General features: G+C 42.1%; 24 protein-coding genes and 1 riboswitch. Of the genes, 6 read left to right on the top strand and 18 right to left on the bottom strand.

What is annotated here, in order from left to right; translation table 11 throughout:
- Position 1 precedes the first annotated feature (1 nt).
- The 3 genes from G6R08_RS14540 to G6R08_RS14530 form a co-directional block, all read right to left on the bottom strand.
- Positions 2–907, bottom strand: a complete 906-nt coding sequence (locus tag G6R08_RS14540; protein WP_163528839.1) for an ABC transporter ATP-binding protein — start codon at positions 905–907, stop codon at positions 2–4.
- A 159-nt stretch (positions 908–1,066) separates the two neighbouring features.
- On the bottom strand, positions 1,067–2,608 hold the full coding sequence (locus G6R08_RS14535) for a BCCT family transporter (RefSeq protein ID WP_163528838.1): 1,542 nt from the start codon (positions 2,606–2,608) through the stop codon (positions 1,067–1,069).
- A gap of 189 nt (positions 2,609–2,797) precedes the next feature.
- The gene (locus G6R08_RS14530) at positions 2,798–3,691 is read right to left on the bottom strand and encodes a 5'-methylthioadenosine/S-adenosylhomocysteine nucleosidase (protein ID WP_163528837.1); all 894 of its coding nucleotides are present in this window, start codon (positions 3,689–3,691) and stop codon (positions 2,798–2,800) included.
- Positions 3,692–3,852: 161 nt separating this feature from the next.
- A riboswitch (purine riboswitch) is annotated at positions 3,853–3,956 on the bottom strand.
- Between the two features lie 245 nt (positions 3,957–4,201).
- On the opposite strand from G6R08_RS14530, the gene G6R08_RS14525 reads away from it, so the two are divergent.
- Entirely contained in the window at positions 4,202–5,938 is a 1,737-nt protein-coding gene (locus tag G6R08_RS14525; protein WP_079526091.1) for an ABC transporter ATP-binding protein, read from the top strand.
- Between the two features lie 241 nt (positions 5,939–6,179).
- On the opposite strand, the gene G6R08_RS14520 is transcribed toward G6R08_RS14525, so the two are convergent.
- The 5 genes from G6R08_RS14520 to G6R08_RS14505 all read right to left on the bottom strand — a co-directional run bounded on the left by G6R08_RS14520 (position 6,180) and on the right by G6R08_RS14505 (position 8,828).
- Positions 6,180–6,923 (bottom strand): YqjF family protein, encoded by a 744-nt coding sequence (locus tag G6R08_RS14520; protein ID WP_163528836.1) that lies wholly within the window; start codon positions 6,921–6,923, stop codon positions 6,180–6,182.
- A gap of 86 nt (positions 6,924–7,009) precedes the next feature.
- Positions 7,010–7,132 carry a hypothetical protein gene (locus G6R08_RS22300; RefSeq protein WP_275897937.1) on the bottom strand — a complete coding sequence of 41 codons (123 nt, stop codon included), beginning with the start codon at positions 7,130–7,132 and terminating at the stop codon, positions 7,010–7,012.
- Positions 7,133–7,160: 28 nt separating this feature from the next.
- Positions 7,161–7,583 (bottom strand): CBS domain-containing protein, encoded by a 423-nt coding sequence (locus G6R08_RS14515; protein ID WP_163528835.1) that lies wholly within the window; start codon positions 7,581–7,583, stop codon positions 7,161–7,163.
- Positions 7,584–7,692: 109 nt separating this feature from the next.
- Entirely contained in the window at positions 7,693–7,878 is a 186-nt protein-coding gene (locus tag G6R08_RS14510; RefSeq protein ID WP_163528834.1) for a YjzC family protein, read from the bottom strand.
- 248 nt (positions 7,879–8,126) lie between these two features.
- Positions 8,127–8,828 (bottom strand): TVP38/TMEM64 family protein, encoded by a 702-nt coding sequence (locus G6R08_RS14505; RefSeq protein ID WP_163528833.1) that lies wholly within the window; start codon positions 8,826–8,828, stop codon positions 8,127–8,129.
- 266 nt (positions 8,829–9,094) lie between these two features.
- Between G6R08_RS14505 and G6R08_RS14500 the strand changes: the two genes are divergently transcribed.
- Positions 9,095–9,967: a thermonuclease family protein gene (locus tag G6R08_RS14500; protein WP_240339730.1), complete on the top strand. Its 873-nt coding sequence runs from the start codon at positions 9,095–9,097 to the stop codon at positions 9,965–9,967.
- Positions 9,968–10,035: 68 nt separating this feature from the next.
- Here G6R08_RS14500 and G6R08_RS14495 read toward each other — a convergent pair whose 3' ends face one another.
- Entirely contained in the window at positions 10,036–10,542 is a 507-nt protein-coding gene (locus tag G6R08_RS14495; protein WP_163528832.1) for a DUF1643 domain-containing protein, read from the bottom strand.
- Positions 10,543–10,708: 166 nt separating this feature from the next.
- Here G6R08_RS14495 and G6R08_RS14490 point away from each other — a divergent pair, with 166 nt between their 5' ends.
- Entirely contained in the window at positions 10,709–11,395 is a 687-nt protein-coding gene (locus G6R08_RS14490; RefSeq protein WP_163528831.1) for a DNA-3-methyladenine glycosylase family protein, read from the top strand.
- A gap of 185 nt (positions 11,396–11,580) precedes the next feature.
- Here G6R08_RS14490 and G6R08_RS22500 read toward each other — a convergent pair whose 3' ends face one another.
- Positions 11,581–11,670: a putative holin-like toxin gene (locus G6R08_RS22500; protein ID WP_420810404.1), complete on the bottom strand. Its 90-nt coding sequence runs from the start codon at positions 11,668–11,670 to the stop codon at positions 11,581–11,583.
- A gap of 300 nt (positions 11,671–11,970) precedes the next feature.
- Complete coding sequence (locus tag G6R08_RS14485) at positions 11,971–12,585, bottom strand: NUDIX hydrolase (RefSeq protein ID WP_163528830.1); 615 nt, start codon at positions 12,583–12,585, stop codon at positions 11,971–11,973.
- A gap of 275 nt (positions 12,586–12,860) precedes the next feature.
- On the opposite strand from G6R08_RS14485, the gene G6R08_RS14480 reads away from it, so the two are divergent.
- Positions 12,861–14,162 (top strand): ArgE/DapE family deacylase, encoded by a 1,302-nt coding sequence (locus G6R08_RS14480; protein WP_163528829.1) that lies wholly within the window; start codon positions 12,861–12,863, stop codon positions 14,160–14,162.
- Between the two features lie 109 nt (positions 14,163–14,271).
- Here the strand turns inward: G6R08_RS14480 and G6R08_RS14475 are convergent, their stop codons facing one another.
- The 4 genes from G6R08_RS14475 to G6R08_RS14460 all read right to left on the bottom strand — a co-directional run bounded on the left by G6R08_RS14475 (position 14,272) and on the right by G6R08_RS14460 (position 17,934).
- Complete coding sequence (locus G6R08_RS14475) at positions 14,272–14,997, bottom strand: 6TM ABC transporter family protein (RefSeq protein WP_163528828.1); 726 nt, start codon at positions 14,995–14,997, stop codon at positions 14,272–14,274.
- A gap of 103 nt (positions 14,998–15,100) precedes the next feature.
- Positions 15,101–15,400 carry a TIGR04104 family putative zinc finger protein gene (locus G6R08_RS14470; RefSeq protein ID WP_163528827.1) on the bottom strand — a complete coding sequence of 100 codons (300 nt, stop codon included), beginning with the start codon at positions 15,398–15,400 and terminating at the stop codon, positions 15,101–15,103.
- Between the two features lie 519 nt (positions 15,401–15,919).
- Entirely contained in the window at positions 15,920–16,018 is a 99-nt protein-coding gene (locus tag G6R08_RS22495) for a putative holin-like toxin (RefSeq protein ID WP_163528826.1), read from the bottom strand.
- Between the two features lie 245 nt (positions 16,019–16,263).
- Positions 16,264–17,934, bottom strand: coding sequence for a peptide ABC transporter substrate-binding protein (locus G6R08_RS14460; protein WP_163528825.1), 1,671 nt, complete (start codon positions 17,932–17,934; stop codon positions 16,264–16,266).
- A gap of 208 nt (positions 17,935–18,142) precedes the next feature.
- On the opposite strand from G6R08_RS14460, the gene G6R08_RS14455 reads away from it, so the two are divergent.
- Entirely contained in the window at positions 18,143–19,393 is a 1,251-nt protein-coding gene (locus G6R08_RS14455) for a PucR family transcriptional regulator (protein WP_163528824.1), read from the top strand.
- A gap of 106 nt (positions 19,394–19,499) precedes the next feature.
- Entirely contained in the window at positions 19,500–20,630 is a 1,131-nt protein-coding gene (gene ald, locus G6R08_RS14450) for an alanine dehydrogenase (protein WP_163528823.1), read from the top strand.
- Positions 20,631–20,805: 175 nt separating this feature from the next.
- On the opposite strand, the gene G6R08_RS22145 is transcribed toward ald, so the two are convergent.
- From G6R08_RS22145 to G6R08_RS14440, 3 genes are all read right to left on the bottom strand, one after another.
- A complete protein-coding gene (locus G6R08_RS22145; protein ID WP_240339729.1) occupies positions 20,806–20,904 on the bottom strand; it encodes a putative holin-like toxin in 99 nt (32 codons plus the stop codon).
- Between the two features lie 151 nt (positions 20,905–21,055).
- Complete coding sequence (locus G6R08_RS14445; RefSeq protein ID WP_163528822.1) at positions 21,056–21,748, bottom strand: hypothetical protein; 693 nt, start codon at positions 21,746–21,748, stop codon at positions 21,056–21,058.
- 123 nt (positions 21,749–21,871) lie between these two features.
- Positions 21,872–22,348 carry a glutathione peroxidase gene (locus G6R08_RS14440; protein ID WP_163528821.1) on the bottom strand — a complete coding sequence of 159 codons (477 nt, stop codon included), beginning with the start codon at positions 22,346–22,348 and terminating at the stop codon, positions 21,872–21,874.
- Between the last annotated feature and the right edge of the window lie 11 nt (positions 22,349–22,359).

The raw sequence follows: 22,359 nt of genomic DNA, 5'->3' as shown, positions 1-22,359 counted from the left end.
CTTATTGCCCCTTTTCCAAGTAATGAATAAACAAATCATCTAGTGATCCTTTTTCAAACTTGAAGTCTGAAAGCGGGATTTCGTTATCCTGGCAGTAATGAAACAAGTGATAAGCTGTCTGCTGCCGGTTATCGCTAAACAGAGTATACCGCTCGCCTTCTTGTTCAACCCGCACAACACCAGACAATGCAAGCAAATCGTCATAGACTAGCTTATCGCTTTCGACAACGAGGGACTGCCCTGCGATTTGCTGTAATAACGCTTCAGGTGTATTCAGTGCTTTCAGCTGGCCGTGATAAATCATAGCGACACGATCACAAAGTTTCTCTGCTTCCTCCATATAATGAGTCGTCATCACTATGGTTGATCCTTGCTCTCTCAGCAATCGGATCAACGACCACATTTCCCTGCGCGCATGAGGGTCAAGTCCCATACTCGGCTCATCCAGAAATAGCAGCTCTGGCTTATGCAAGGTCGCCAGTGCAAGCGTCACACGCTGCTGCCAGCCGCCAGATAGATCTTCAAAGCGGGCGTCCATTTTTTCATCTAATCCTAATATTTCAATCAGGTAATTTTTCTGGGTGGGTGTTTCATAGAAAGATGAGAACAGGTTTAATGCTTCTTTTACTTGCATCTTCTTCTGGATCGCCGTCGACTGAAATTGCACGCCAATCCGTTTGTTTAACTCCCTGAGATGTTTGCTGGGGTTAAGCCCAAGTACATCAATGTTTCCCTGTGTCGGCTTACTTATCCCTTCAAGCATTTCGAGCGTTGTCGTTTTCCCTGCCCCGTTCGGACCAATAATCCCAAAGATTTCCCCTTTTTGTACCGAAAACGAAATATCCTGCACAGCCTGCACCTGGCCAAAGGACTTCGATACATGTTCAACGGTGATTACATGTTCCATAGTTCCCTCTCCCCACAATGTGACTAAGATTTTTTATACAATTGGCAGCGGTTGATCGTACAGCTTTTTTAGTAATACGTTCGAGGGGTGATAAAGTTTCGTGATTATTCAAAAAAATAAAGCCCCTCACCAGTCAGCACTAATGAGAGGCTATGCTTCTTATTCTTTTTTTCTAATATTATATTTCCAGGCCTGATCTTCATCCATCATCCGCTTCGCCGCGTAAATCAAGAGAAATTGAATAAAGATGATCGGCAGTCCCATCAGTCCTGAAACAACTTCTAACGGTGCTAATCCGCCAATCCGCATCAGAACGAGAGCAACAACTGTAATCACGGCAGAAATCACAACACGCAGCGTTTTCGGGGGTTCCTGCTTACTCATATCCCGCGTGCTGGTATAAGCCGCTACCGTGAATGTAGTAGAATCAAGTGTAGTCGTTAAGAAAATAAGGGCAACAATCATAAAGATAACAATCGAGACCGCCCCAAATGGCAGGGTCGACAAGATCTCTGGGATGGCTGCCATTCGTGCTTCTTCCTGAACAAATTGCAAGATTGAGGCATCTTCCGTGAGATACCTGTGCACTCCTAAGCCGCCGAGTACGCCTGTAGCTACCCAGGAAAGCAGTGTTGGCGCCAGCAGATAAGTGAGGATCATTTCTTTGATCGTTCTGCCTTTTGAAATTTTCGCAGCGAATACACTGTGAAGCATGGCCCATGTGGCACTATAGGCAAACCAGAACACGGTATTGCTCTGCATGTGAGTAGTTTGACCTTGATGCACAGACTCTGTGTTTAAAGAAATAGTTACATAGTTCGATAATAGAAATGAAACAGTGTCCGTAAAATAGCTTAATATAAACACACCAGGGCCGGCTACTAGAATAAATAAAGCGAAAAGTCCTGCTAAATACATATTAAGTGTACTTAACCGTTTGATCCCTTTATCAATGCCTAAGTAGGCACTGATTGAGAATAATAACACCCAAATGACTGTGACAATGATGGTCATGCCAAAGTTCACTTCTATGCCTAGCAGGTTAGATAAATTATGGGTAATGATCGGCGTACCCAGCCCTAACGTTACGGCTGCACCTGCCAGAATACTAATTAAAAATAGGATATCGAGCGCTTTTCCTCCCCATCCATCTGTAAAACGATCACCGAAGATGACTCGACAAGCTTCAGATATTCTCATCAACGGTCGTTTTTTAACATGAAGAATATATCCCATTGCCGGAGCGGCCATTACGAAAATAGCGAAAACCTGGAACCCCCATAGAAACATGCTGTAGGCGTTCCCCCACAGGAGTGCTTCTGCAGAACCCGGTTCTACTCCGATGGGAGGATCGTTCGCAACCGACGTCCATTGCAGCATTCCTGTTCGCATTATCGTCGAACCGAGCCCCATCGCAATCAGGATTGACGCGTATTCAAAGAATGAAAACTCAGGTTTTTCGTTCGGGTCCCCGAGCACGACCTGACCATATTTAGAAAAAGATAAATACAACCCTGCACCAACGAGAATAATTCCATACCAAAGATATCCCCAGCTGAATACTTCTACTATATAGGCAAAAATAGAATTCAGCATGGCCAATGACTCTTCCTCATATAAGGCAAAAGGTATGCTGATTCCAATTATAATTATTAATGCAGGCACAAATATTTTGTAATCTATTAATTTCTTGCTATTCATCGAATCCTCCTCTGTTGTTTCTCTACCTTCATGGTGCCTCCAAATCGTTTACCCGCTTAGGAAGAGGTTATAACAGAAGAAGTTACAAAAAATTAAAAAGAGCTTTCCCAACTTATTGGGAAAGCCCATTGATTTCATAATGATGATTACGTTTTTTACACCCAAGCAAAGCTAAAGGCAATCGTCACACTATTTTCCACTTGATCGTGTCGAAATATATTGTTTCACTACTTCCAAAACATAGCCTTGATTTGCCGCAGCTGTATTCGGGTTGTATTCCCCGCCATTCGTTTTATTATTGGAAAGAATTCGGATCGCCAGGAACGGAACCTCATAAGCTTTCGCAATTTGGGCAGCTGAAGCACTTTCCATTTCTTCAACAGATGTTCCGTATTTCTCATGGAACCATTGAATGCGGTCCACTTCATTATTCCAGACATCTGCGGAACCGATCGTCCCCTCGACCACTTTTCCTTTCGTGTATTGGTCTTTCACAGCCTTAGCCGCTGCCAGAAGATCCGGATTGCCCTCATAGTAACGGATATTCTCCGCATCAGGGTCTTCCCCTGCACTTCCTTCAGATGCCATTAAATCCATCGGCTTCCATTCCTTTGGAGCGATCCCTTCCCCATCTTCTCTTTGACCTGTCTTCAATGAGCCAATGTTTACCGTTCTTTTTCCTAGCACTATATCAAACACATGTAAGGCTGGATCATGACCACCAGATGTTCCTTGATTGATGATAGCAATTGGGTTATATCTTTCAATGGCTACAGCAGTGGCGGCCGCTGTATTCTCCATTCCTTTGCCCGTTTTCGCAAGGATCACAGGATAATCATCGATTGTACCTTTGTAAAATTCAAAAGTCCCAGATGTTTCTTTTTCTACATTGTCCAGTTTCTCGCGAAGTTTCTCAATTTCGATCGGCATTGGCCCTTCAATTAAAATCGGCTGCTGCGTTTGCGTTTCTTCTTGCTGCGCCGCTGTAGATTGTGAAGAAGATGAGCAGCCTGCCAGAACCGCCAATAGGAAGGCAGCGATAAGTGCCCCTTTCACGTACTTGTACAGCATGTTGTTGTTCATAAACTATTCCTCCTCTTGGTGTTTAATCTACTCGACGTTTTCGTCCCTGATAAAAAAGGTCTGGAAGGTAAATAACTTCTACCTTCCAGACCTTTGAGAGTCAAAGCATGTATAAACATAGTGGCCATTACACCATAATGTTCAGCGGCAGCAAGAGGGCGCTGCCAACTACTTTAACTCGTAGTCCAGTTCTTTCAATGGGAACGTGGTAGAGACGCTCAGACCTTATTACCGAGCATATACGAGTAATGATATTTAAGATGAATACGGTATTACTATAGCAAATACCAAAGCTGTAATCAACGAAAACATGAACATTTTTTATAAATTTACATTTAATATTCGTGTTTTGGGTCATTAGGTCTATTCCCACTATTATATCTGGTGAGGTATGTTATATCTTCATTTATCGCTATGAATGGTATAGTAGTGATGTATACATGAAGATCAACAATGGACATTGTATAGAAAGAGTCCATACTCGATTTTTTGATTAAAGGAGTTTATGTTATGAAACAAGAGAAGACGAGCAGCCTTAAACCTTTTATATCCCTCATTCTTTCAACTAAAATTCCAAAACTGGCCTTGACGATGGGGTTGATCGGAAGCCTTCTTACGACAGTGGTGGGCCTCACTATCCCCCTTCTAACCCGTGAAATGGTCGATGGCTTTTCCGTAGATTCGTTAAGTATCACCCTTATCCTCCTCATTGGCGCCGTTTTCATAATTCAGGCGGTGATCGATGGGTTTTCTACATATGCCCTAGCTTATGTGGGGCAAACGATCGTGGCGAAATTAAGGGAGAAGATGTGGTTTAAGCTGATTCGCTTGCCTGTGGGTTATTTTGATAGAAAAACAAGCGGTGAATCGGTCAGCCGAGTTGTGAATGACACAGGGATTGTGAAAGACTTAATTTCTCAGCACTTCCCGCAGTTTATTACAGGCATCATTACAATTATCGGTGCCATTACTATTCTCCTTGTTATGGACTGGAAAATGACCTTAATTATGCTGATTTCGGTTCCGGTTACAACGCTGATTATGATCCCGCTTGGCCGCAAGATGGCGAAAATATCCCGCGGCCTGCAAGATGAAACAGCTAGTTTTACAAGCAGCATTCAGCAAACTCTTAGTGAAATTCGATTAATGAAGGCCTCTAATGCGGAAAAATTCGATGAAACAAAAGGAATAACTGGCATCAACACACTGCTTTCCTTCGGGTTAAAAGAGGGAAAAATATTTGCCTTGATCGGCCCTCTCATGTACCTCGTGATCATGGCCGTAATGGTTGTAATCATCGGTTACGGCGGCATTCGGGTGGCCGACGGAACGATGACAACCGGATCTTTGGTAGCCTTCCTGCTCTACCTGTTTCAGATCATTTTTCCCATCACGTCGTTCACAATGTTCTTCACTCAGCTGCAAAAAGCGACAGGCGCTACTGAAAGAATCATTGAGATTCTGGAGGAGGATGTGGAAGTCGGCCAAACGGGTAAATCAATCGACATCACTAACCTTCCCATTCATGTTAAGGACCTCTCCTTTTCCTATAACGACAGAGATCAAATATTAGAAGACATCTCTTTCAATGTACAGCCAGGCATGATGGTGGCCTTCGCCGGACCAAGCGGCGGCGGCAAAACGACGCTCTTTGGTTTACTGGAACGTTTTTACGAACCAACATCAGGCGATATCACAATCGGCACTACCCCCATTAAGGAACTATCAATGAATTCATGGAGGAGACAGATCGGTTATGTTTCCCAGGACAGCCCTATGATGGCAGGGACGATACGTGAAAACCTCTGTTACGGATTAGAAAATCCTGATGCGATTTCCGATGAGAAATTGTGGGAAGTGGCTCGGATGGCGTTTGCTGAACAATTTATTAATGAATTTCCGGAAAAGCTGAATACCGAAGTTGGCGAACGAGGGATCATGCTCTCAGGCGGCCAGCGACAACGAATAGCCATCGCCCGCGCTTTTCTTAGAAATCCGAAAATCCTGATGATGGATGAAGCAACGGCCAGCCTCGACAGTCAGTCAGAAAGAATGGTCCAACACGCTTTAACACGACTCATGGAAGGACGAACAACTTTCATTATTGCTCACCGCTTATCAACGATTGTTAACGCTGATCAAATCGTTTTTATCGAAAAAGGAAAAGTTACGGGGATCGGGACCCATCATGAACTGGTTCAATCTCATAACTTGTACCGTGAGTTCGCCGAGCAGCAATTAAGATAAAGACATTGAAGCTTGATCCGCCTCCGTGCTATTCGCTAAGTATGGGTGCGGCTCTTCTTTGTATCGAGGAGCGATTTCTCTCTATTGAGGAGCATCTTCTTGTTTCGCCGAGCGATTCCTCTGCTTTGATGAGCGCCCCACTGTATCGGCGAGCGATCTCACCTTACCGGAACCCACTCAACACACATTTATTTCCCAATAAAAAAAAGAGCTTCCACACCCTTGAATTACGGGAGCTCCTTCACTCGGTCTTTTTAACAGGCCAAAATAGCGCGCGCTGGGAGGGCGCATAATGAAAAAGAGGTTTTTCACTCAAAACACCTTTGGGCAGAAAGGAGATCAAGTTATAAAACTCCTCAACAGCTGCCTCTGCGTTGTGTACCTTCCACCGCTTATGATGAATGCCACCTCTGAAAAGCGACCCATTTTTCACGGTCCATAAATAGTATCTTTCCAACAGCCAAAACGACAAACTTTTATTTCCCGGGTAATAAGACGTCGAATTGGGTCGATAGCTCCCTTTAAAAGCAACATTAGACTCACCTTTACGGGCACTTTGAAAGTGAAAGTTTCCTACCCTTTCTTCGTTCAGTGTCATGTTAGCACAATAGTAGGGAAGTGTAGTTAACCTGGCCCCTAATACAGCAAGAATTTTATCAGCATCGAGACTAAAAAAATAAATACCGGAAAGCCCGTTATGCTTTACATAAGTTCGCACATTTAGTTCTAAGTAAGATTTCAAAAAGGGGATGGGCGGCATTTTCCTCATGTGCATATCACTTACTTTAAACGGAATAATCGTGATCCACGCCTTGCCCTCAAAAGTGTCTAATTCCAATCCTTGCGGGATATGTTGTGCCATGATTTCTTTTGAAACTGGCAAATGCATGAACAATAAGTGCTCCCATTTCTGTGTCATAATCCAGGGACCTTGAGGTAAAGGGGAGTCTCGATGTTCGGTGTGCATTACGATATTCTTATCCATTGTTTTTCTCCTTGTGTCCATATTTAGATAAGATTATTTTGGGCGGAAGTTCCAGTTTTATCCCAGAAGCTTCCGCCCTATCCTCATTACTTTCTTTTTGGCTTGGAATTATCTTCACGCTGTGGGCTGAGATCTCGTTCAGGATCGTTCTTTTTCAACTCTTGTTCAGCTGAATCTTCCTTGCTTTGTTTTTTCTTATTGGCAGACATATGTCCACTCCTTCTTATTTAAGCAAGATTAGTTATTACTTTGACCTTTAGAGGCTTCACTTACAATATCCCCGGCAACTTGTCCTGCATTCTCAACTCCTAGATCACCTAGTGTAACCACCCCATGGACCGCTTCATCTTTTACTACTAAGAGACGCTTGATCTGATGATCCTGCATTAACCGAGCTGCTTCTTCTACCTCAATATCAGGATAGCCTGTTACTACGTTCTCTGTCATAATGTCTTCAGCTTTCACATTTTCAGCCGACCCTTTAGCTAATCCTTTCACAACAATATCGCGATCTGTTACAACCCCAGCATATTTTTCGTTTTCTACAACCGGAATAAACCCTATATTCTCTTCTTCCATCTGTTTTGCTATGGTGTTCGAACCATCGGAAGACTTACTACATTCAACGGTGGGAGTCATATATTCTTTCAATATAGCCATTGTTAATCACCCTTTCTTGTAATAATGATAGGAAGATTTGATTCTTTCAAAAAATGCCTGGTTGAAGATTCTTCCCTTCACCCAGGCACTTGTACACATTTTTAAACGATTAAGAAACTTTCACCCAATGAGCGGCTTCATTACTAGACGGAGAAGGGGGAAGCTGCTCTCCTTCCTCTACCTTGACTTCCGTGTCATCTTGATTAGAAGAACCGCCACTGACTAGACTTTTCACCTTGTACTTGCCGCTTTCTGGTGCTTTTTCACCTGTCTTGTACGTCTGATTGTTAGCCATCTTACTCCACCTCCGTGTAAATTTTTGAAGAGAAATCAATTATCCCTCTTCTATAAAAAGTGTTTCCCAGGCTTGAAGTGAAACGAAACGTGATTTACCTTATTTTAACATCTTATAAAGAATATGTAATTTTATTTCTACAAAAAAGACCGGCTCCTACGTGAAACCGGTCGTCTTAATGATCAATTCAATCGCATGGAAACGTTCCGGGTAAATAAGAAAGAGGCTGTACTCCCGTCCCTCCTTCATTAAAAGCTTTTCCTTAGCTCTTTCACTTCAGCTTTTAACTCTTCCGTGTCATAGCGATCGCCAATATTCCTTTTCATCAGAAGGGCCAAAATAGTCAAAAGAATTATAATCCCGGCTAGGACAAGCAAATTTACAGGTTTAAAGGCCAGGAGTCCTGAGCCGAATACTCCTAACATAATAGAACTAGGCAACATCCCTACTGCTGTCGCTATTAGATGTTTAGATCCCTTTAGGCGTGTTTTTGCAAAAATGTAAGTCAGCAAGTAAAAGTTAATAGCGGGCAGGAGGCGAAGCATCAATCCCGTTTTAAATTGCTGTTTCTCTACATCTTCCTTTAACCGCCTCAAGTTCTCCCTGCCTTGCCCTTCAATATCAATTTCCGTGGCGAACCGCCTTAACACATAAAAAGAGGCCAAAGCACCCAGGGTAGTCCCCATTAGGATATACACCGTTCCCCAAACAGGACCGAACGTTACCCCGCATGTGACAGCAATAATGGATAACGGAATCAAAGTGAACGGACGAATGAGAAAAAGCAGCATGAATACAAAGGGCCCCCACGCCCCTAGCTCGTCTGCCCAGCTTTTAACATCTTTTGGTTGGATATGGAAATAAAATTTATTTATAAGCAATAAGAAGCCAGCTATCCCTAGAAGAATAGCGATTTTGATTAGAAAGCTTTTAAATTTACTACTGTTCAATGTGAATACCTTCTATCCGCAAATTTTTTCGGTTTCCATTTCAATTATACAGAAAAAGACACCCTCTTTGGTGTCTTGAAACCATCTGATTCTATATCATATGTTTCATTTCATTCTTCGTCAAAAGTATTTTACTCCGCTGGAGCATTTACCGCAGTGTCTTTTTACGATATTCTAGTTCATGCATTGCCCTTCCTTATCAATTTTACATAAAAGGAATATCTTTTGCGGATCTATTATTATTTGGGAAGACAAGGAGGATCAGCATGTCTCTTATCTCACTTATTTCACTGCTCATCCTTATAGTAGGAAGCGCTGCCGTTTTGACGACTCCACTTTCATGCAAAAAAAGCGTTGCAATCATGGCTGTATTATCTGTCTCACTCATTGGATGCACACCAACATCGGAGGAGCCCTCAAGCGATGCGAAAGCTCAACAAGCTGTCCAAACCAGTGATGAGGAAAAAGAAAAACAAACTCCTACCCCTGAAGAAAACAACAATAATCAGTCTACTCAAACGAACGCTACCGTTACCCGGGTGGTAGACGGAGATACACTTGAAGTCTCTATGAATGGAAAAACCGAAGATGTCCGACTACTGTTGATCGACACACCCGAAACCGTTCATCCCTCAAAGCCTGTCCAACCGTTCGGACCCGAGGCCTCACAGTTTGTAAAAGAAAAACTTACCGGAGAAAAGGTTAGAATCGAAGTCGGTAAAGAAGAACGTGATCATTACGGCCGGCTGCTCGCCTACGTATTTATCAACGGGGAAACAATTCAGGAGAAGCTTTTGCGGAAAGGGCTCGCACGAACAGCTTATCTGTACAATGACCTTACGATGCTCGACGAGTTTCACGAAGCCCAGAAGCCGGCAAGAATGGCGGGGATCGGAGTATGGTCAATTCCTGGATACGCGCATGTTGATCATAATCACGGATATCACTATGAAGAATCAACAGAAAAAGCAGATCCGAACCCAGAATTGAACTACGATCCTAATGGTCCTGACCGCGATTGCGGTGATTTTACAACCCAGCGGCAAGCACAGAATTTTTTCGAAGCTGCCGGAGGGCCCGATGCTGATCCCCACCGTTTAGACGGTGAAGGAGACGGCCTGGTTTGTGAAGGACTATAGCCTGCTTAAAAACATTCGAAAAGGCCAGCTCCTAAACGAGCCATGCTTGGGAACTGGTCTTTTGCTTTTTAAAATGGAATGGGAGTGAGGTCTTTTTTAAGAAACAGAGGATGACGTGGGTGTTTGCCGTTTTTCGTTTTTTTAATACAGTGGAGATTGTATCCCTGTAACATCTGCAGAACCTCGACTTTCCGATTTCTAATCGACGTGAATTTTTCTCCCCACGCCAAAATAATCGTCTTCGATTTCTCAGCAGCCTCGAGAATGTATCGATCATTCTCGACACCTACAGGGTCCCTATGGGTGAGTAGGATTTCTGGACTTTTAGAAACCAATGCAAACAAATTGACGATATACATACCTCCATAGCCCCAACTCTTCGTAAAATTAACACACCTGTTTAGTGTAGTATCACAGATATCTGAATCAGCGGTGCTAGGATTGAGCATCACAAACATGATCCTGTCCTTGCTATCATCAAACACACATTCCAACAAATACCTGTAATTCATGGTTCGATCGAAAATGGCCTTGACTTGTTCCTCTTCCCTCCAATAACGATAACCTGACTTCATAGGCAGCCCCCACCTCTATCATTGAATTTTGGTCTTCAATATCTCTGCTAATACTCAATGTATGCAAGGCAGCCCAAATTCATTTTCGAACAATCCCATTTTACTAATTCAGATTGACCATAAATGACAGCCACCTACCTGGTTTGCCCCTCGTGAAATATGTATAATGGATAATAGAAGCACGAGCAGGTCAAATAGAACGGGGATGGTTACGATCGATGTACTGTACTTTACATCAGAGGATGAAAGAGTCAAACACTTATCACAAATCGATCCAAGATTACACCGTTTGATGAAAAAAATAAACTCGATTAAAATCCCATTAAAGCACGATTATTACCAATCCATTGTGAAACAAATCGTTGGTCAGCAGCTATCCCTAAAAGCAGCCCACACGATCAACACACGACTCGAATACGTCTGGCCCAATCTGCAGCCGGAGTTATTAGACAGCCTTAATGACGATCAAATACGAAGTGCTGGGGTTTCCAGGCCGAAGATACGCTATATCAGGGAGTTAACTCAAAAACATCTAGCGAAGGAAGTAGACTTCTCCCATATTCACACCCTCGAAGATGCGGAAGTGGTGTCGATTCTCACCAATATAAAAGGAATTGGTAAATGGACAGCCGAAATGTTTCTCATTTTTACACTGGGACGATTGAATGTTCTATCGTATGGAGATGTCAGCATTCAGAATTCGATCAGATGGCTGTATGAGTTAGATAAGGATGAGTCCTTGAATTTAGATTATTTTTACGAAAAATGGACGCCCTATAACTCCATCGTTTCCCTTTATTTGTGGGAAGCAATTAACTCGGGGATGGTTAAAAGTCCTCCGCCTAAACCATAGTTGAATACAATTGAGGCTTTGAAACTACATGTTTAATTACTTTGCAAAATAAGGTATACTAAGTGTAGAGAATCATACAATAAAAAAGACTGAACGGTGCTACCAACACCATTCAGCCTAAGTGTAATAGCCCTTCAAGGGGGCGGCTCACATTGGAGTGTTAAAATAATCACCCTAAATGCTTGCTAGGCGCTAGGGTGGTTATTTTTTGTCAATATGGCAACAACTAACGTCGCAAACGAGATCATAAGAAACAAAGTCTCAAATACTGTCATCAGGCATCACCCCCTTTCTAAAAAGGGAAGTGAGCCACCACCCATGAATTAGCCTTATTACACTGTCCTCTGATTATATCAAAACTTTCAGTACAATTGGACATCTCCAATTGATTCTCGAGACAAACCATCAATAATTCAGCGGTACATCATCCCTCCATTCATGAAAACCATTTTCCAAACTTAGAAAAGGTGACTTCAACACTGCATTGAAGTCACCTTCTCTCTGTTCCGCAACCTATTCAAAGCATTGAATACCGTCTTAGCATTCTCTTAAGCTTCTCTGCAAGGAAGATTCTTTTACCGTACCATTTCCACAAAATGAGCAAGAATTTTTCCAGTCAGCCCCCAAATTACCTTATCTTCATAAAGATAGAAATACTCATCGATTTGCCTTGTACGCCAATCGTAGTCCTCTCCCCCGACAATGAGGTCAAACGGAAAATCTTCCCCCGGTTTCGCTTCAAAGTCCACCTTGTGAATTTGCGGCTCGTTCTCCATGAAAAAAGAAAGAGGAACTGTGAAGTAGTCTTCCACTTCTGCCAGATTCAACTTAATCGATTCAAGATTATCAATACATCCGGCATAAGGATAGACAATCATTCCAAACGGAGAAACCATATAGTCTAATGGGAAAATATCAGAAATATCCACTTCCTCAATTCCCAATTCTTCTCTCGTCTCCCTTAGGGCAGCAGCTTCCTCTGAGGTATCCTGCCGGTCAATTTTTCCTCCTGGAAAACAAATATCACCTGGCTGTCTGCGTAACTGCCTGGAACGAACTTCAAACAGGACATGTGTTTCGTTATCTTTTTGAATTAAGGGCAGTAAGATAGAAAACTTGGTAAAATTTCGGCTGCCAAGTATAGCTGGAGTATGTTGTTGTACTTTGTTTAGGATCGTTTTTGCATCCATATTTTCACCTCAAACTTATTTCTTTTACTATAACAGGTTTTCAGGGAAAACTCGTCCAAATTGATTCGTACTGTGTGCTCATTTGGCGGTCTCCCTTTTAATCAGCGTATGTGAATTGCCTATGAAACATGTGCACAACAAGTACTGCAAACAGTGGCTTTCTGAAATAAACAAGCAAGATTCTAGTTTAATAGTCAACGCATGTAAGGTAGAATAATAGTGTGAAATTTCATATTATTCATGAAAATAAATCCGATGAAAGGGAGGAGTTTTACATGAAAGAACAAGAAATCGCACAAGTACAAGCAGAATCAGTGAAAAGAGTTCATGAAACGATTGATGAGTTATGGAACGAGGCACAGCTCTTTTTAAAAACCCTCGGCTCCTTTAAGAGCACGTTAGGGAATGAGCAAGAGATTCAATCATTTATCCTGAAGCATTTAGAGGAAATGAACTTAGAAACGACCTCTATTGAACCAGACCTTGAGAAACTATCTTCCTATGAAAATTATGGTCATCCAGAGTGGTCGTATGATGGACGGCCTTCTGTGGTTGGAGAATGGAAAACGGATCAGCCTAAAACCGGTAAAAGCCTAATCCTTCAGGGGCACATTGATGTCGTCAGTGCTGAACCTGAACATCTATGGGAGCATGATCCTTATTCCCCGGTAACGGTTGATGACCGCATGTATGGTCGTGGAGTGCTGGACATGAAAGGCGGTGTGGCTGCGATGATCTATGCTGTTAAAGCGCTTCAGCAGGCTGGAATTCAACTGGGAGCAGACCTTCAAATTCAAACGGTCATTGAAGAAGAATGCACAGGTAATGGCGCTTTAGCATTGCTGGACGCCGGATTCACGGCTGATGGTGCCCTCATTCCCGAACCGACAGCGCATCGTGCCATTAAAGGACAAGTAGGCGTGCTATGGGTGAGAATCACCGTTCAAGGAGCAGGCGCCCACGTAGAGCGAGCTGAGAAAGCTCATAACGCCATTAACAAAGCTGCTTATTTAATCCAGTCGCTTGACGAATACAGAGAGTATATTAATGCTCGACCTAAACATCGTGATTTCATCGATCATCCCCACCCGTTAAACGTAAATACCGGCATCATCCAAGGGGGAGACTGGGCTTCAAATGTTCCTTCAGAATGTACCATTGAAGCTAGAGTCGGTTTCTACCCCGACCAGAATCCAGCTGATATCCAGGCGGAAGTCAAAGAGTGGATCTTGACGGCTGCTGAAAAGGAAGAATGGCTGCAGAAAACCCCGCCAGACGTATCTTTTTACGGATTTAGTGCACCAGGATTCTCTACCTCCCCAGACAGCGATCTATTCAACAGTCTTGCGGAAGGTCATAGACTTACGACCAATCAAGAGTTAGAATCTATTGCCTTTACCGCCACCACCGATATTCGTTCCTTTGAAGAGTTCGGGATTCCGGCAACTTGTTATGGACCATCCGGCGCTAACATGCATGGACCTAATGAATATGTTGATTTAGCCAGCCTTAAAACGACGACTAAAACGATTGCGGCGTTTATTTTGCAATGGTGTAAGGAGACACAAACTCAATAAAAAGACAAACTGTGCCCTGCCCTCCTTTATTAGTTAGTGGGGTGAGGCACAATTTTTCATATCTTAATAATTAATTTTTGGGGAGCTACACCCCAACTTTAATCGAACCTTATGATTGTACATGTTCAAATCTATCTTCCCATTTACTTTTTAAGCTGTAGATTTCTTCTTCCCAAGACTGTTCATACATGTACGGGACAAGGATATCATCATCTTCAAAAAGGGCTAATCGTTCTTTTTCACTATCGTTATACAGCAAAAGATCAGTATAGTATAAAGGAATACTACGCTCTTGGAAGGTCTCTAGCCAGATATTTATCGATCGTTCATCAGGGTAAAATGGTACCTTTGTCATTTGATAATGACCGTCTTTCAGGTAAACAATATAGAGAATTGATCCTATGTTCAAAGGTGATATCCTACCTGTCTCTGATGCTGCAAAAACATGATTATCTTCTAATATAAATAAAGATGAGACAATATATTGGATCGACTCAAATGAGACCGTATCTTTTTTTAATGAGCGAGTTTCTATGTTTGATTCTTCATAGGTGAGTTTATTTCTTTCAAGCTTAAAATAAGACCTATGGCGGCCATGCCACACTCTTTTTCCTAATTTATTTAGGAACCATTTCAGTATCCATAAGCCAATTGGTACCGTAACCAGCAGCAGCGCAGCTGAAAAATTTTTTAATTGTATTAACAAAATAAAAGGTCCAATGATTAGGAGGGCAGCTAAAATAAATCCTAGTATATAATCTACAATGATATTTATCCACCAAAATATATTTGGCCGCTTCTCCCTTTGTTCATGCACTATACTTGAATGATTCATATGTTCCTCCTGCCTGCTCAGGGAATAACGTTTCTGTTTCACATATTATCCGCTGAAAATCTTTTAATCCCTAATTAACTCCTGTAAAACTAAACTTATTTTTCTACCAGATTGGTTCTTCTTCATTCGATAGTTCGATCATAAATGGGTAAAAAACTATCAGCAAGATTAGCATTCCAGCTAGGATACTAAATGAAGCAACCGTAGAAAAGTCCAAATAAACGGAGAGCATAATAATTGGTGCAGTAAGGAATGGGATGAGACTACTCCTTTTTCTTACTTTAGACGTTATGTATTGCTTTTCCTTACAATGTGGACAATCCATTGAGATTCTGAATGAAAGAGACCTCTTGAATGTTTGTCTCCAGCTCCAGTTACGACCACAATTTTGACAATTCGGCATGATCATTCTCCCCTCTTTCAGCTACATTTCTGAATGATTGTTCCCTAACTCGGCGGGATTGTTCCTTAACAACTAGTGATTGTCCCCTAACTCTATCGGATTCGACCCTAACTCCGCCTAATTCTTCCCTAAGGCTGTTTATAGCAGCCCTTTTCCGAACAGTTAATCTCCTATTACTCATTATACGATTGTCAGCCGATTACGTTTCAACTTCTTCTCCATTGCTAACAAAAAGACCTCGGCTATAGAATCATAACCGAGAACTTTTTGTTGTATTAGTATGAGGACTGCGCCTTCATGTATAGGCAATTATTCTAAGAACGTTTGAAATCGTTTCCCAAGCTGTGTAATTTCTAACTAATTTATCTTTTGTTAAAATCATGGTATAATACGATTAGAAATAGGATACACATAAGAAAAGGGACCACAGCTTGCGACTGTGCCCCCATGTAGATAGTGTCCAATAGGGATCAGCTAAGAAAAAATAGACTCACCCCGTTTCTGCCAAGAATAGGGAGTCTATTTTTTTTGGTGTATAATCGCTACAACAACAGCAATTATGCTCACAATTAGAGAACTAAAAGTGATCATTACCGTCAAGGCTTCAAATACACTCATGGCGTCACCCCCTTTTTCCTCTGACATGGGGCTAGCCGACACCCTATTCAATTTTGAACAACTACCTATCTATAAATATACCATATAACAGAGTTGCGTTATTAAAGAAACTGAAGCTAAGCAGTTAAGTACTATTAACACCGTATAAAAGCTTTTGTGGCGTTTCAACTTCTACTCCATTGCCAATAAAACAAAAAGATCCCGGCTATGAAGGCATAACCGGGACCTTTTAGTTGGACAATTTCCTATTTACCTTCTATATACGCATATTTGTACGTATAATCCGGACTCATTGGGTTCGCTGTAACATTTTTTACATAAGGTTTTTTAAGCTGAGCCATAGCACGTTGGTATAGAGGTACAAGAACTGCGTCTTCCTGAATTAGCTTTTTTTCTGCTTTAAGAAATGTTTCAAAGCGCTTCACAGGTTTCTGAGCCAGTTCAGTGCCAGCTTTTTCTATTAACGCATCATATTCTTCACTAGCATAGCCGGTTTTGTTGTTTCCGCCGCCCGTCATCCATATATTTAAGAACGTATTCGGGTCCATGTAATCAGGTGCCCATCCGGTACTTTGGATGTCATAATCCATCGTTTTGTCACGTTCTAGTTTTACTTGGAAAGGAATACTTTCAACGTCAATCGTCAGCCCTTCCAGCTGTTCGAGTTGATTCTTAATATAAGCGTCAAGCTTCTGGGATACTTCCGTGTCTCCCCCAATATAACCTAATTCTACCTTTTCAACTCCTAATTCTTCTTTAGCCTTAGCCCACAGCTCTTGTGCTTTTTCTAGATTTGTTTCTACTAGAGGGCCATTTATTTCCCGGAAATCTTCACCTGTTTCCGGATGCTTGGCAAAGTTTGCTGGGACTACTCCGCCCGCTGGAATTGAACCATTATTCAAAATAACATCCACCATACTCTTACGGTCAATAGCGAGCTGCAGAGCTTTCCGTGCATGGACGTTAGAAAGAACTTCATGCTCTTGATTTAATTTAAGATAAAAGACGGTCGGTTCTTCTATGATACGAAATTCCTCAGAAGTACGGTATTCATCCACGAATTCCGAGGTTAAATTCACCCTGTCCACTTTGCCTGTTTCATATAAATTAACTGCAGAGGCTGTTTCTTTTACAATACTGACGTTAATTTGTTTCAATCTAACTTGATCAGCATCCCAGTAATCTTCATTTTTCTTGAGTACAAATTTCTGTCCATGCTTCCATTCAGTAAGCTTAAATGGTCCGTTAGAAAGGACTGTGTCTGCTTCAAGACCATGATCATCTCCATGTTTTTCAACAAAGTCCTGGTTTAAAGGAAGAAACGTCCCAAATGTAGTCATTGATTCAAAATACGGTGTCGGTTTTTCAAGCGTAACCTCCAAGGTAAAATCATCTAAAGCCTTAACCCCTAGTTCTTCCACTGACATTTCGCCTTTAGAGATCTCAGCAGCATTCTTGATCACGCCGCCCATCATGTAAGGTCCATACTCAGACCCCGTATCTGGATTAACCGCCCGCTGCCATGCAAACACGAAATCATGCGCAGTAACGGGATCTCCATTGGACCATTTTGCATTCTCACGCAATGTGAACGTCCAAGTCAGGCCATCTTCACTCACAGTGTGATCTGTAGCAATTCCCGGTTCAGGCTCGGCGCCTTCCCCCAAGCGATACAGTCCATCCGTCGTTGTTGCCAGCCACTGCATCGTTACAGCATCTGCAGCTAAAGATGAATCCATCGTCGGTATTTCTGCACTTTCTATGATATTTAAAACTTGTTCACTGTCAGCAGACCCATCGGTACCTTCGCCATCGCCGCTGCCTGAACTCGTCTCTCCTTCACCACTACTGCATGCTCCCAGAATCATGGTCAGCATTAAGAACATCGCTAACCACAACCACCTTGTTTTTATCATGAAAAAAAACCCCCCAAAAATATTTATCTACCAACAGTAATTATACTAATTTTCTAACTACTTTGATAGCCCTATGAGCACGGTCAGATAATAAGTCGTTAAATTCAAAAAGCGGGACATTCGCAAGACTGGTTCTTTAGGCAGATGTTTTGCCCACCCGAAAACCATGGTAAGATGAGAGTAATCAGGTAGTGAAGGAGCCACAGGTATGAGCCATTCATCAAGTCAATTAACCGGATTTTCAGATGGACCGGAGTCACCAGACGGTCTGGCCGATCGAATCGCAGAGATTCTTGGCTGTCCTGTCACCATTGAAGACCCTAACCATCGGATCGTTTCTTATAGTAAGCATGAACATAATGTGGATGAAGCGAGAACGGCTACCATCATGAGGCGCAAGGTTCCAGAACGTGTCATTAATGGATTGTGGAAGCATGGGATTATGTCGCAGTTATTCGCAAGCGGAGAACCGATTGTAGTTGACCCGATTGATGAAATTGGCCTCGGCAACCGGATTGCTGTTTCTGTTCGGAAAAATAAAGATGTGCTCGGGTTTATTTGGGCACAAGCGAATGAAGTGACGATTACCGACCACCATTTACAGTTGATCAAGGACGCTGCCAAGCTGGTCAGCCGCCACCTGCTCCATCATCAAGTAAAAAAAAGAAAGTCAGAAGAAAACCAGAAGGAATTTTTCTGGCAGCTTCTGACAGGCACTCTTCGCTACAAACCGGAAATTATTCGTCATGCTAAACGGTTTGGAACAAGATTATCGGGGCAGCTTTGTGTGGCCGTATTTGAATTCGATGAGAATATGAATCAATCCGTCGAGCGTCACGCCTATTACTTAACGGAAACCCTTCAACAAACCCGAATCGTCAGTCGAATTTTTGACGAAAATCAGTTGATCTTATTAGTACGATCTGACGTAACAGAAGATGCTGCCCGTATCTGTGATACCTTTATTCATGATTTTACACAAAAGATGAAGGAACGCTTACAATTTGAAGACGTGAAAGGATCATTTGGGATCATATACGATTCGCCGGAACACGTTAGTGACAGCTACAAGCAAGCTTTGAAAGTTCTCGAACTGAAAGAACAATTCCCTCGGGCCCTGCAGCAAGTATCCAATTATCAGGAGCTTGGGATCTATCAATTTATCAATGAGTTAGCCTCCCTCCGCAGCCGTGAGCAGTATCGAAATGCTTTTCTTGAAAAGTTGTATGACTATGACCGCAAGCACAAGTCTGAACTTGTCGGAACCCTGAAAGTTTTTCTGGACTGCAACAGCAATGTTCATAAGGCTGCTGAAGACATGCACATTCATACCAATACATTGAATTATCGACTGAAAAGGATCAAGGAAATCGGTGCGATCGATTTAAAAGACCCTAATCAGAAAACCACCTTATATTTAGATTTACTTATTCACGAAATGGAAGGAGATGATTTGTGATTTTACACAAACCATCTCTTTTATTTTGTGTAATCTTCCTAAATCAAAAAACGGAAACGCGAGATATACTGGCTGTAACACGTACTAAGAAAGGCAGGGAATAGAGATGATTATTGGCATCCCGAAGGAAATTAAGAACAATGAAAACCGCGTAGCCATCACCCCATCAGGTGTCGTCAACATCATGAAGGCTGGACATACAGTTTTAGTTGAAAAGAATGCAGGAGTTGGCAGTAATTTTACAGACGAAGAATATAAAGCATCTGGCGCCACCATTATTGAAAGCGCTTCAGACGTTTGGACAAAAGCAGAAATGGTCATGAAGGTAAAGGAACCTCTTCCTTCTGAATATGGCTATTTCCGTAAAGGCCTCATCTTATTTACGTATCTGCACCTTGCAGCAGAGCCGGAATTAACGAAAGCTTTAGTGGACAACGAAGTAACTGCCATCGCTTACGAGACAGTTACCGTTAACAATACCCTTCCATTGCTGACACCAATGAGTGAAGTGGCAGGCCGTATGGCTTCACAAATCGGAGCCCAATATCTTGAAAAATCTTATGGCGGAAAAGGAATTCTTTTAAGCGGCATCCCTGGTGTCAATCGTGGAAAAGTAACGATTATCGGCGGCGGAATTGTCGGCACAAACGCAGCCAAAATTGCTGTTGGACTGGGCGCACATGTCACCATTCTCGACTTAAACCCGAACCGTTTACGCGAATTGGATGATCTGTTCGGCTCTGACGTGCAGACACTGATGTCTAATCCTTTCAACATTGCTGAATCAGTCAAAGATTCCGACCTTGTTATAGGCGCCGTCCTGATCCCAGGAGCTAAAGCACCTAAACTTGTATCAGAAGATATGGTCAAATCCATGAAACCAGGCTCTGTTATTGTAGACGTTGCGATCGACCAAGGCGGTAACTTTGAAACGGTTGATCACATCACAACACACGATGACCCAATTTACGAAAAACATGACGTCCTTCATTATGCGGTTGCCAACATTCCAGGTGCTGTTCCACGCACGGCTACCATCGGATTAACAAACGTAACTGCTCCTTATGCGTTACAAATTGCCTCTAAAGGTGTTGTCAAGGCCATTGAGGAAAACAAAGCGATCGAACAAGGACTAAATACCGTAAACGGAAACCTTACGTATGAAGCCGTTGCACGCGACCTCGGTTATGACTATGTCCCCGTTCAAGATGCATTAAAAGAAATAACACACGCATAATTCGTAAATACAGTTAAATTTTTTCTGAAAATGTGGTATGATAAAGACAGAAAAAGGATACACATAAATAAAGGGACCACAGCTTGCGACTGTGATCCCCTCTTGATAGTTGCTCTTTTGAATAAGGTGCAGCCTAGTTTAAAAATAGACCCACCCGCTGACTAGAATAGGGGGTCTATTTTTTTATGCGCATAATCGCCACAACTAAAGCAATGATCGACACGATTAGCGTGCTAAACGCGATCATAATCATGAGTGACTCATAAGTGCTCACAGGCATCACCCCCTTCAACGATGTGACATGGGGACTAGCCGACACCCTATTCTACCTGCTAAATAGCAGTATAATTCTAACAACTATCTCTCCCATTATAGCATAACCACCGCTCTTAGGAGACAGCTTTTTTAGTACCATATAGGTTTAATTACTCTCCCCTATGCTTTGAACCAAACTTGCCTTGATGCTCCCTACTTAATTTAACAAGATAAATATCTCTAACCAGATTTCCCATTTGCCGCATCCGATTATATTCACCATTGAGCAGTTCACCCACAACGAAAGACCTGATGAGAGAACCCGCATACAGCAACACTATAATAAACAACATTAAAACACCCAAGGTCCCCGTAGCTTCCTGAAGGCTAGTAATCTCATTCGAAAATAAATACTGAATATACTGGATCCAGACAGGAGCTGCTATAGCTGTCATAATTCCCCAATTGATTAGAAAAGGAACCTTTAAGTCTTGAGCTTTTTTATCGATTAACTGTATCAAATACTCGAACTGATACGGTTCCACAATACCGCTTTGTTGAAGATACTCTGCGAACTGCTCTTTCTTTTTATAAAAAACATCTAACTGGGATTCCTGGTGGTAGACTTCCTTTGTAATCCTGATTTTTTCTTTCCTTACGTAAAGCATCAATAATCCAATTGGGATAAAGCTCAACAGTATGAACCACTCAACCCCCATCCAATAGGAAACGAATAGCATGCCTAACGAGATTATGACAACCGCTGAAAATAAAAGAATAACCAGCCATTTTTTCATATGTTTAAAATAAACATTCCAAAAAGACATGTTTTCCTTATAAAAGCTGAATAGTTCATAGACCAAAGTCATCACCTTTTCGCTATTTTTTAGTCAGCCAGTCACTTTTCTAATAGATTCCTCGTTCACCTTTTCCCTATGCTTCAAAATATAAAAAAACCACACTCCATTTGTGTGGTTCTCACTCATCTATAGTATCTTCTTTAAATCCTTTTCAATTTTCTTCGGATCAGTCGTAGGAGCATAGCGTTCCACAACCTGTCCATTACGGTCAACGAGGAATTTGGTGAAATTCCACTTGATGGCCGAAGAGATAATTCCCTTTTGCTGGTTCGTTAAAAATGTAAATAACGGATCAGCTTCATCCCCTTTTACATTGATTTTATCAAACATCCAAAAACTGACCCCATAGTTCCTCTGACAGAATTGCATCGTTTCATCCATCGTATCAAACTCTTGATTATTAAATTGATCAGAAGGAAACCCTAAAACCTCCAACCCTTCATTGTTGTGGGCGTTATACAGTTCCTGAAGTCCTTTGAATTGTGGGGTAAATCCGCATTTGCTCGCGGTGTTCACAATAATCATCGGCCGTCCTTCAAAATCTCGCAGTGATTTCATCTCACCATCCGTTTGTTTTACATCATAGTCATATACAGTAGGCAATGACCTCTCCC

The organism is Halobacillus ihumii, assembly GCF_902726645.1.
Lineage (GTDB): Bacteria > Bacillota > Bacilli > Bacillales > Halobacillaceae > Halobacillus_A > Halobacillus_A ihumii.
Note: the sequence above shows the minus strand (reverse complement) of the source record. Positions and strands in the feature narration are given on the sequence as shown.

Excerpts from the sequence above, each read along its gene's own strand:
- G6R08_RS14540 (WP_163528839.1), bottom strand. The coding sequence starts at position 907 with ATGGAACATGTAATCACCGTTGAACATGTATCGAAGTCCTTTGGCCAG.
- G6R08_RS14535 (WP_163528838.1), bottom strand. The coding sequence starts at position 2,608 with ATGAATAGCAAGAAATTAATAGATTACAAAATATTTGTGCCTGCATTA.
- G6R08_RS14530 (WP_163528837.1), bottom strand. The coding sequence starts at position 3,691 with ATGAACAACAACATGCTGTACAAGTACGTGAAAGGGGCACTTATCGCT.
- G6R08_RS14525 (WP_079526091.1), top strand. The coding sequence starts at position 4,202 with ATGAAACAAGAGAAGACGAGCAGCCTTAAACCTTTTATATCCCTCATT.
- G6R08_RS14520 (WP_163528836.1), bottom strand. The coding sequence starts at position 6,923 with ATGGATAAGAATATCGTAATGCACACCGAACATCGAGACTCCCCTTTA.
- G6R08_RS22300 (WP_275897937.1), bottom strand. The coding sequence starts at position 7,132 with ATGTCTGCCAATAAGAAAAAACAAAGCAAGGAAGATTCAGCTGAACAA.
- G6R08_RS14515 (WP_163528835.1), bottom strand. The coding sequence starts at position 7,583 with ATGGCTATATTGAAAGAATATATGACTCCCACCGTTGAATGTAGTAAG.
- G6R08_RS14510 (WP_163528834.1), bottom strand. The coding sequence starts at position 7,878 with ATGGCTAACAATCAGACGTACAAGACAGGTGAAAAAGCACCAGAAAGC.
- G6R08_RS14500 (WP_240339730.1), top strand. The coding sequence starts at position 9,095 with ATGTCTCTTATCTCACTTATTTCACTGCTCATCCTTATAGTAGGAAGC.
- G6R08_RS14495 (WP_163528832.1), bottom strand. The coding sequence starts at position 10,542 with ATGAAGTCAGGTTATCGTTATTGGAGGGAAGAGGAACAAGTCAAGGCC.
- G6R08_RS14490 (WP_163528831.1), top strand. The coding sequence starts at position 10,709 with ATGGATAATAGAAGCACGAGCAGGTCAAATAGAACGGGGATGGTTACG.
- G6R08_RS22500 (WP_420810404.1), bottom strand. The coding sequence starts at position 11,670 with ATGACAGTATTTGAGACTTTGTTTCTTATGATCTCGTTTGCGACGTTA.
- G6R08_RS14485 (WP_163528830.1), bottom strand. The coding sequence starts at position 12,585 with ATGGATGCAAAAACGATCCTAAACAAAGTACAACAACATACTCCAGCT.
- G6R08_RS14480 (WP_163528829.1), top strand. The coding sequence starts at position 12,861 with ATGAAAGAACAAGAAATCGCACAAGTACAAGCAGAATCAGTGAAAAGA.
- G6R08_RS14475 (WP_163528828.1), bottom strand. The coding sequence starts at position 14,997 with ATGAATCATTCAAGTATAGTGCATGAACAAAGGGAGAAGCGGCCAAAT.
- G6R08_RS14470 (WP_163528827.1), bottom strand. The coding sequence starts at position 15,400 with ATGCCGAATTGTCAAAATTGTGGTCGTAACTGGAGCTGGAGACAAACA.
- G6R08_RS22495 (WP_163528826.1), bottom strand. The coding sequence starts at position 16,018 with ATGAGTGTATTTGAAGCCTTGACGGTAATGATCACTTTTAGTTCTCTA.
- G6R08_RS14460 (WP_163528825.1), bottom strand. The coding sequence starts at position 17,934 with ATGATAAAAACAAGGTGGTTGTGGTTAGCGATGTTCTTAATGCTGACC.
- G6R08_RS14455 (WP_163528824.1), top strand. The coding sequence starts at position 18,143 with ATGAGCCATTCATCAAGTCAATTAACCGGATTTTCAGATGGACCGGAG.
- ald (WP_163528823.1), top strand. The coding sequence starts at position 19,500 with ATGATTATTGGCATCCCGAAGGAAATTAAGAACAATGAAAACCGCGTA.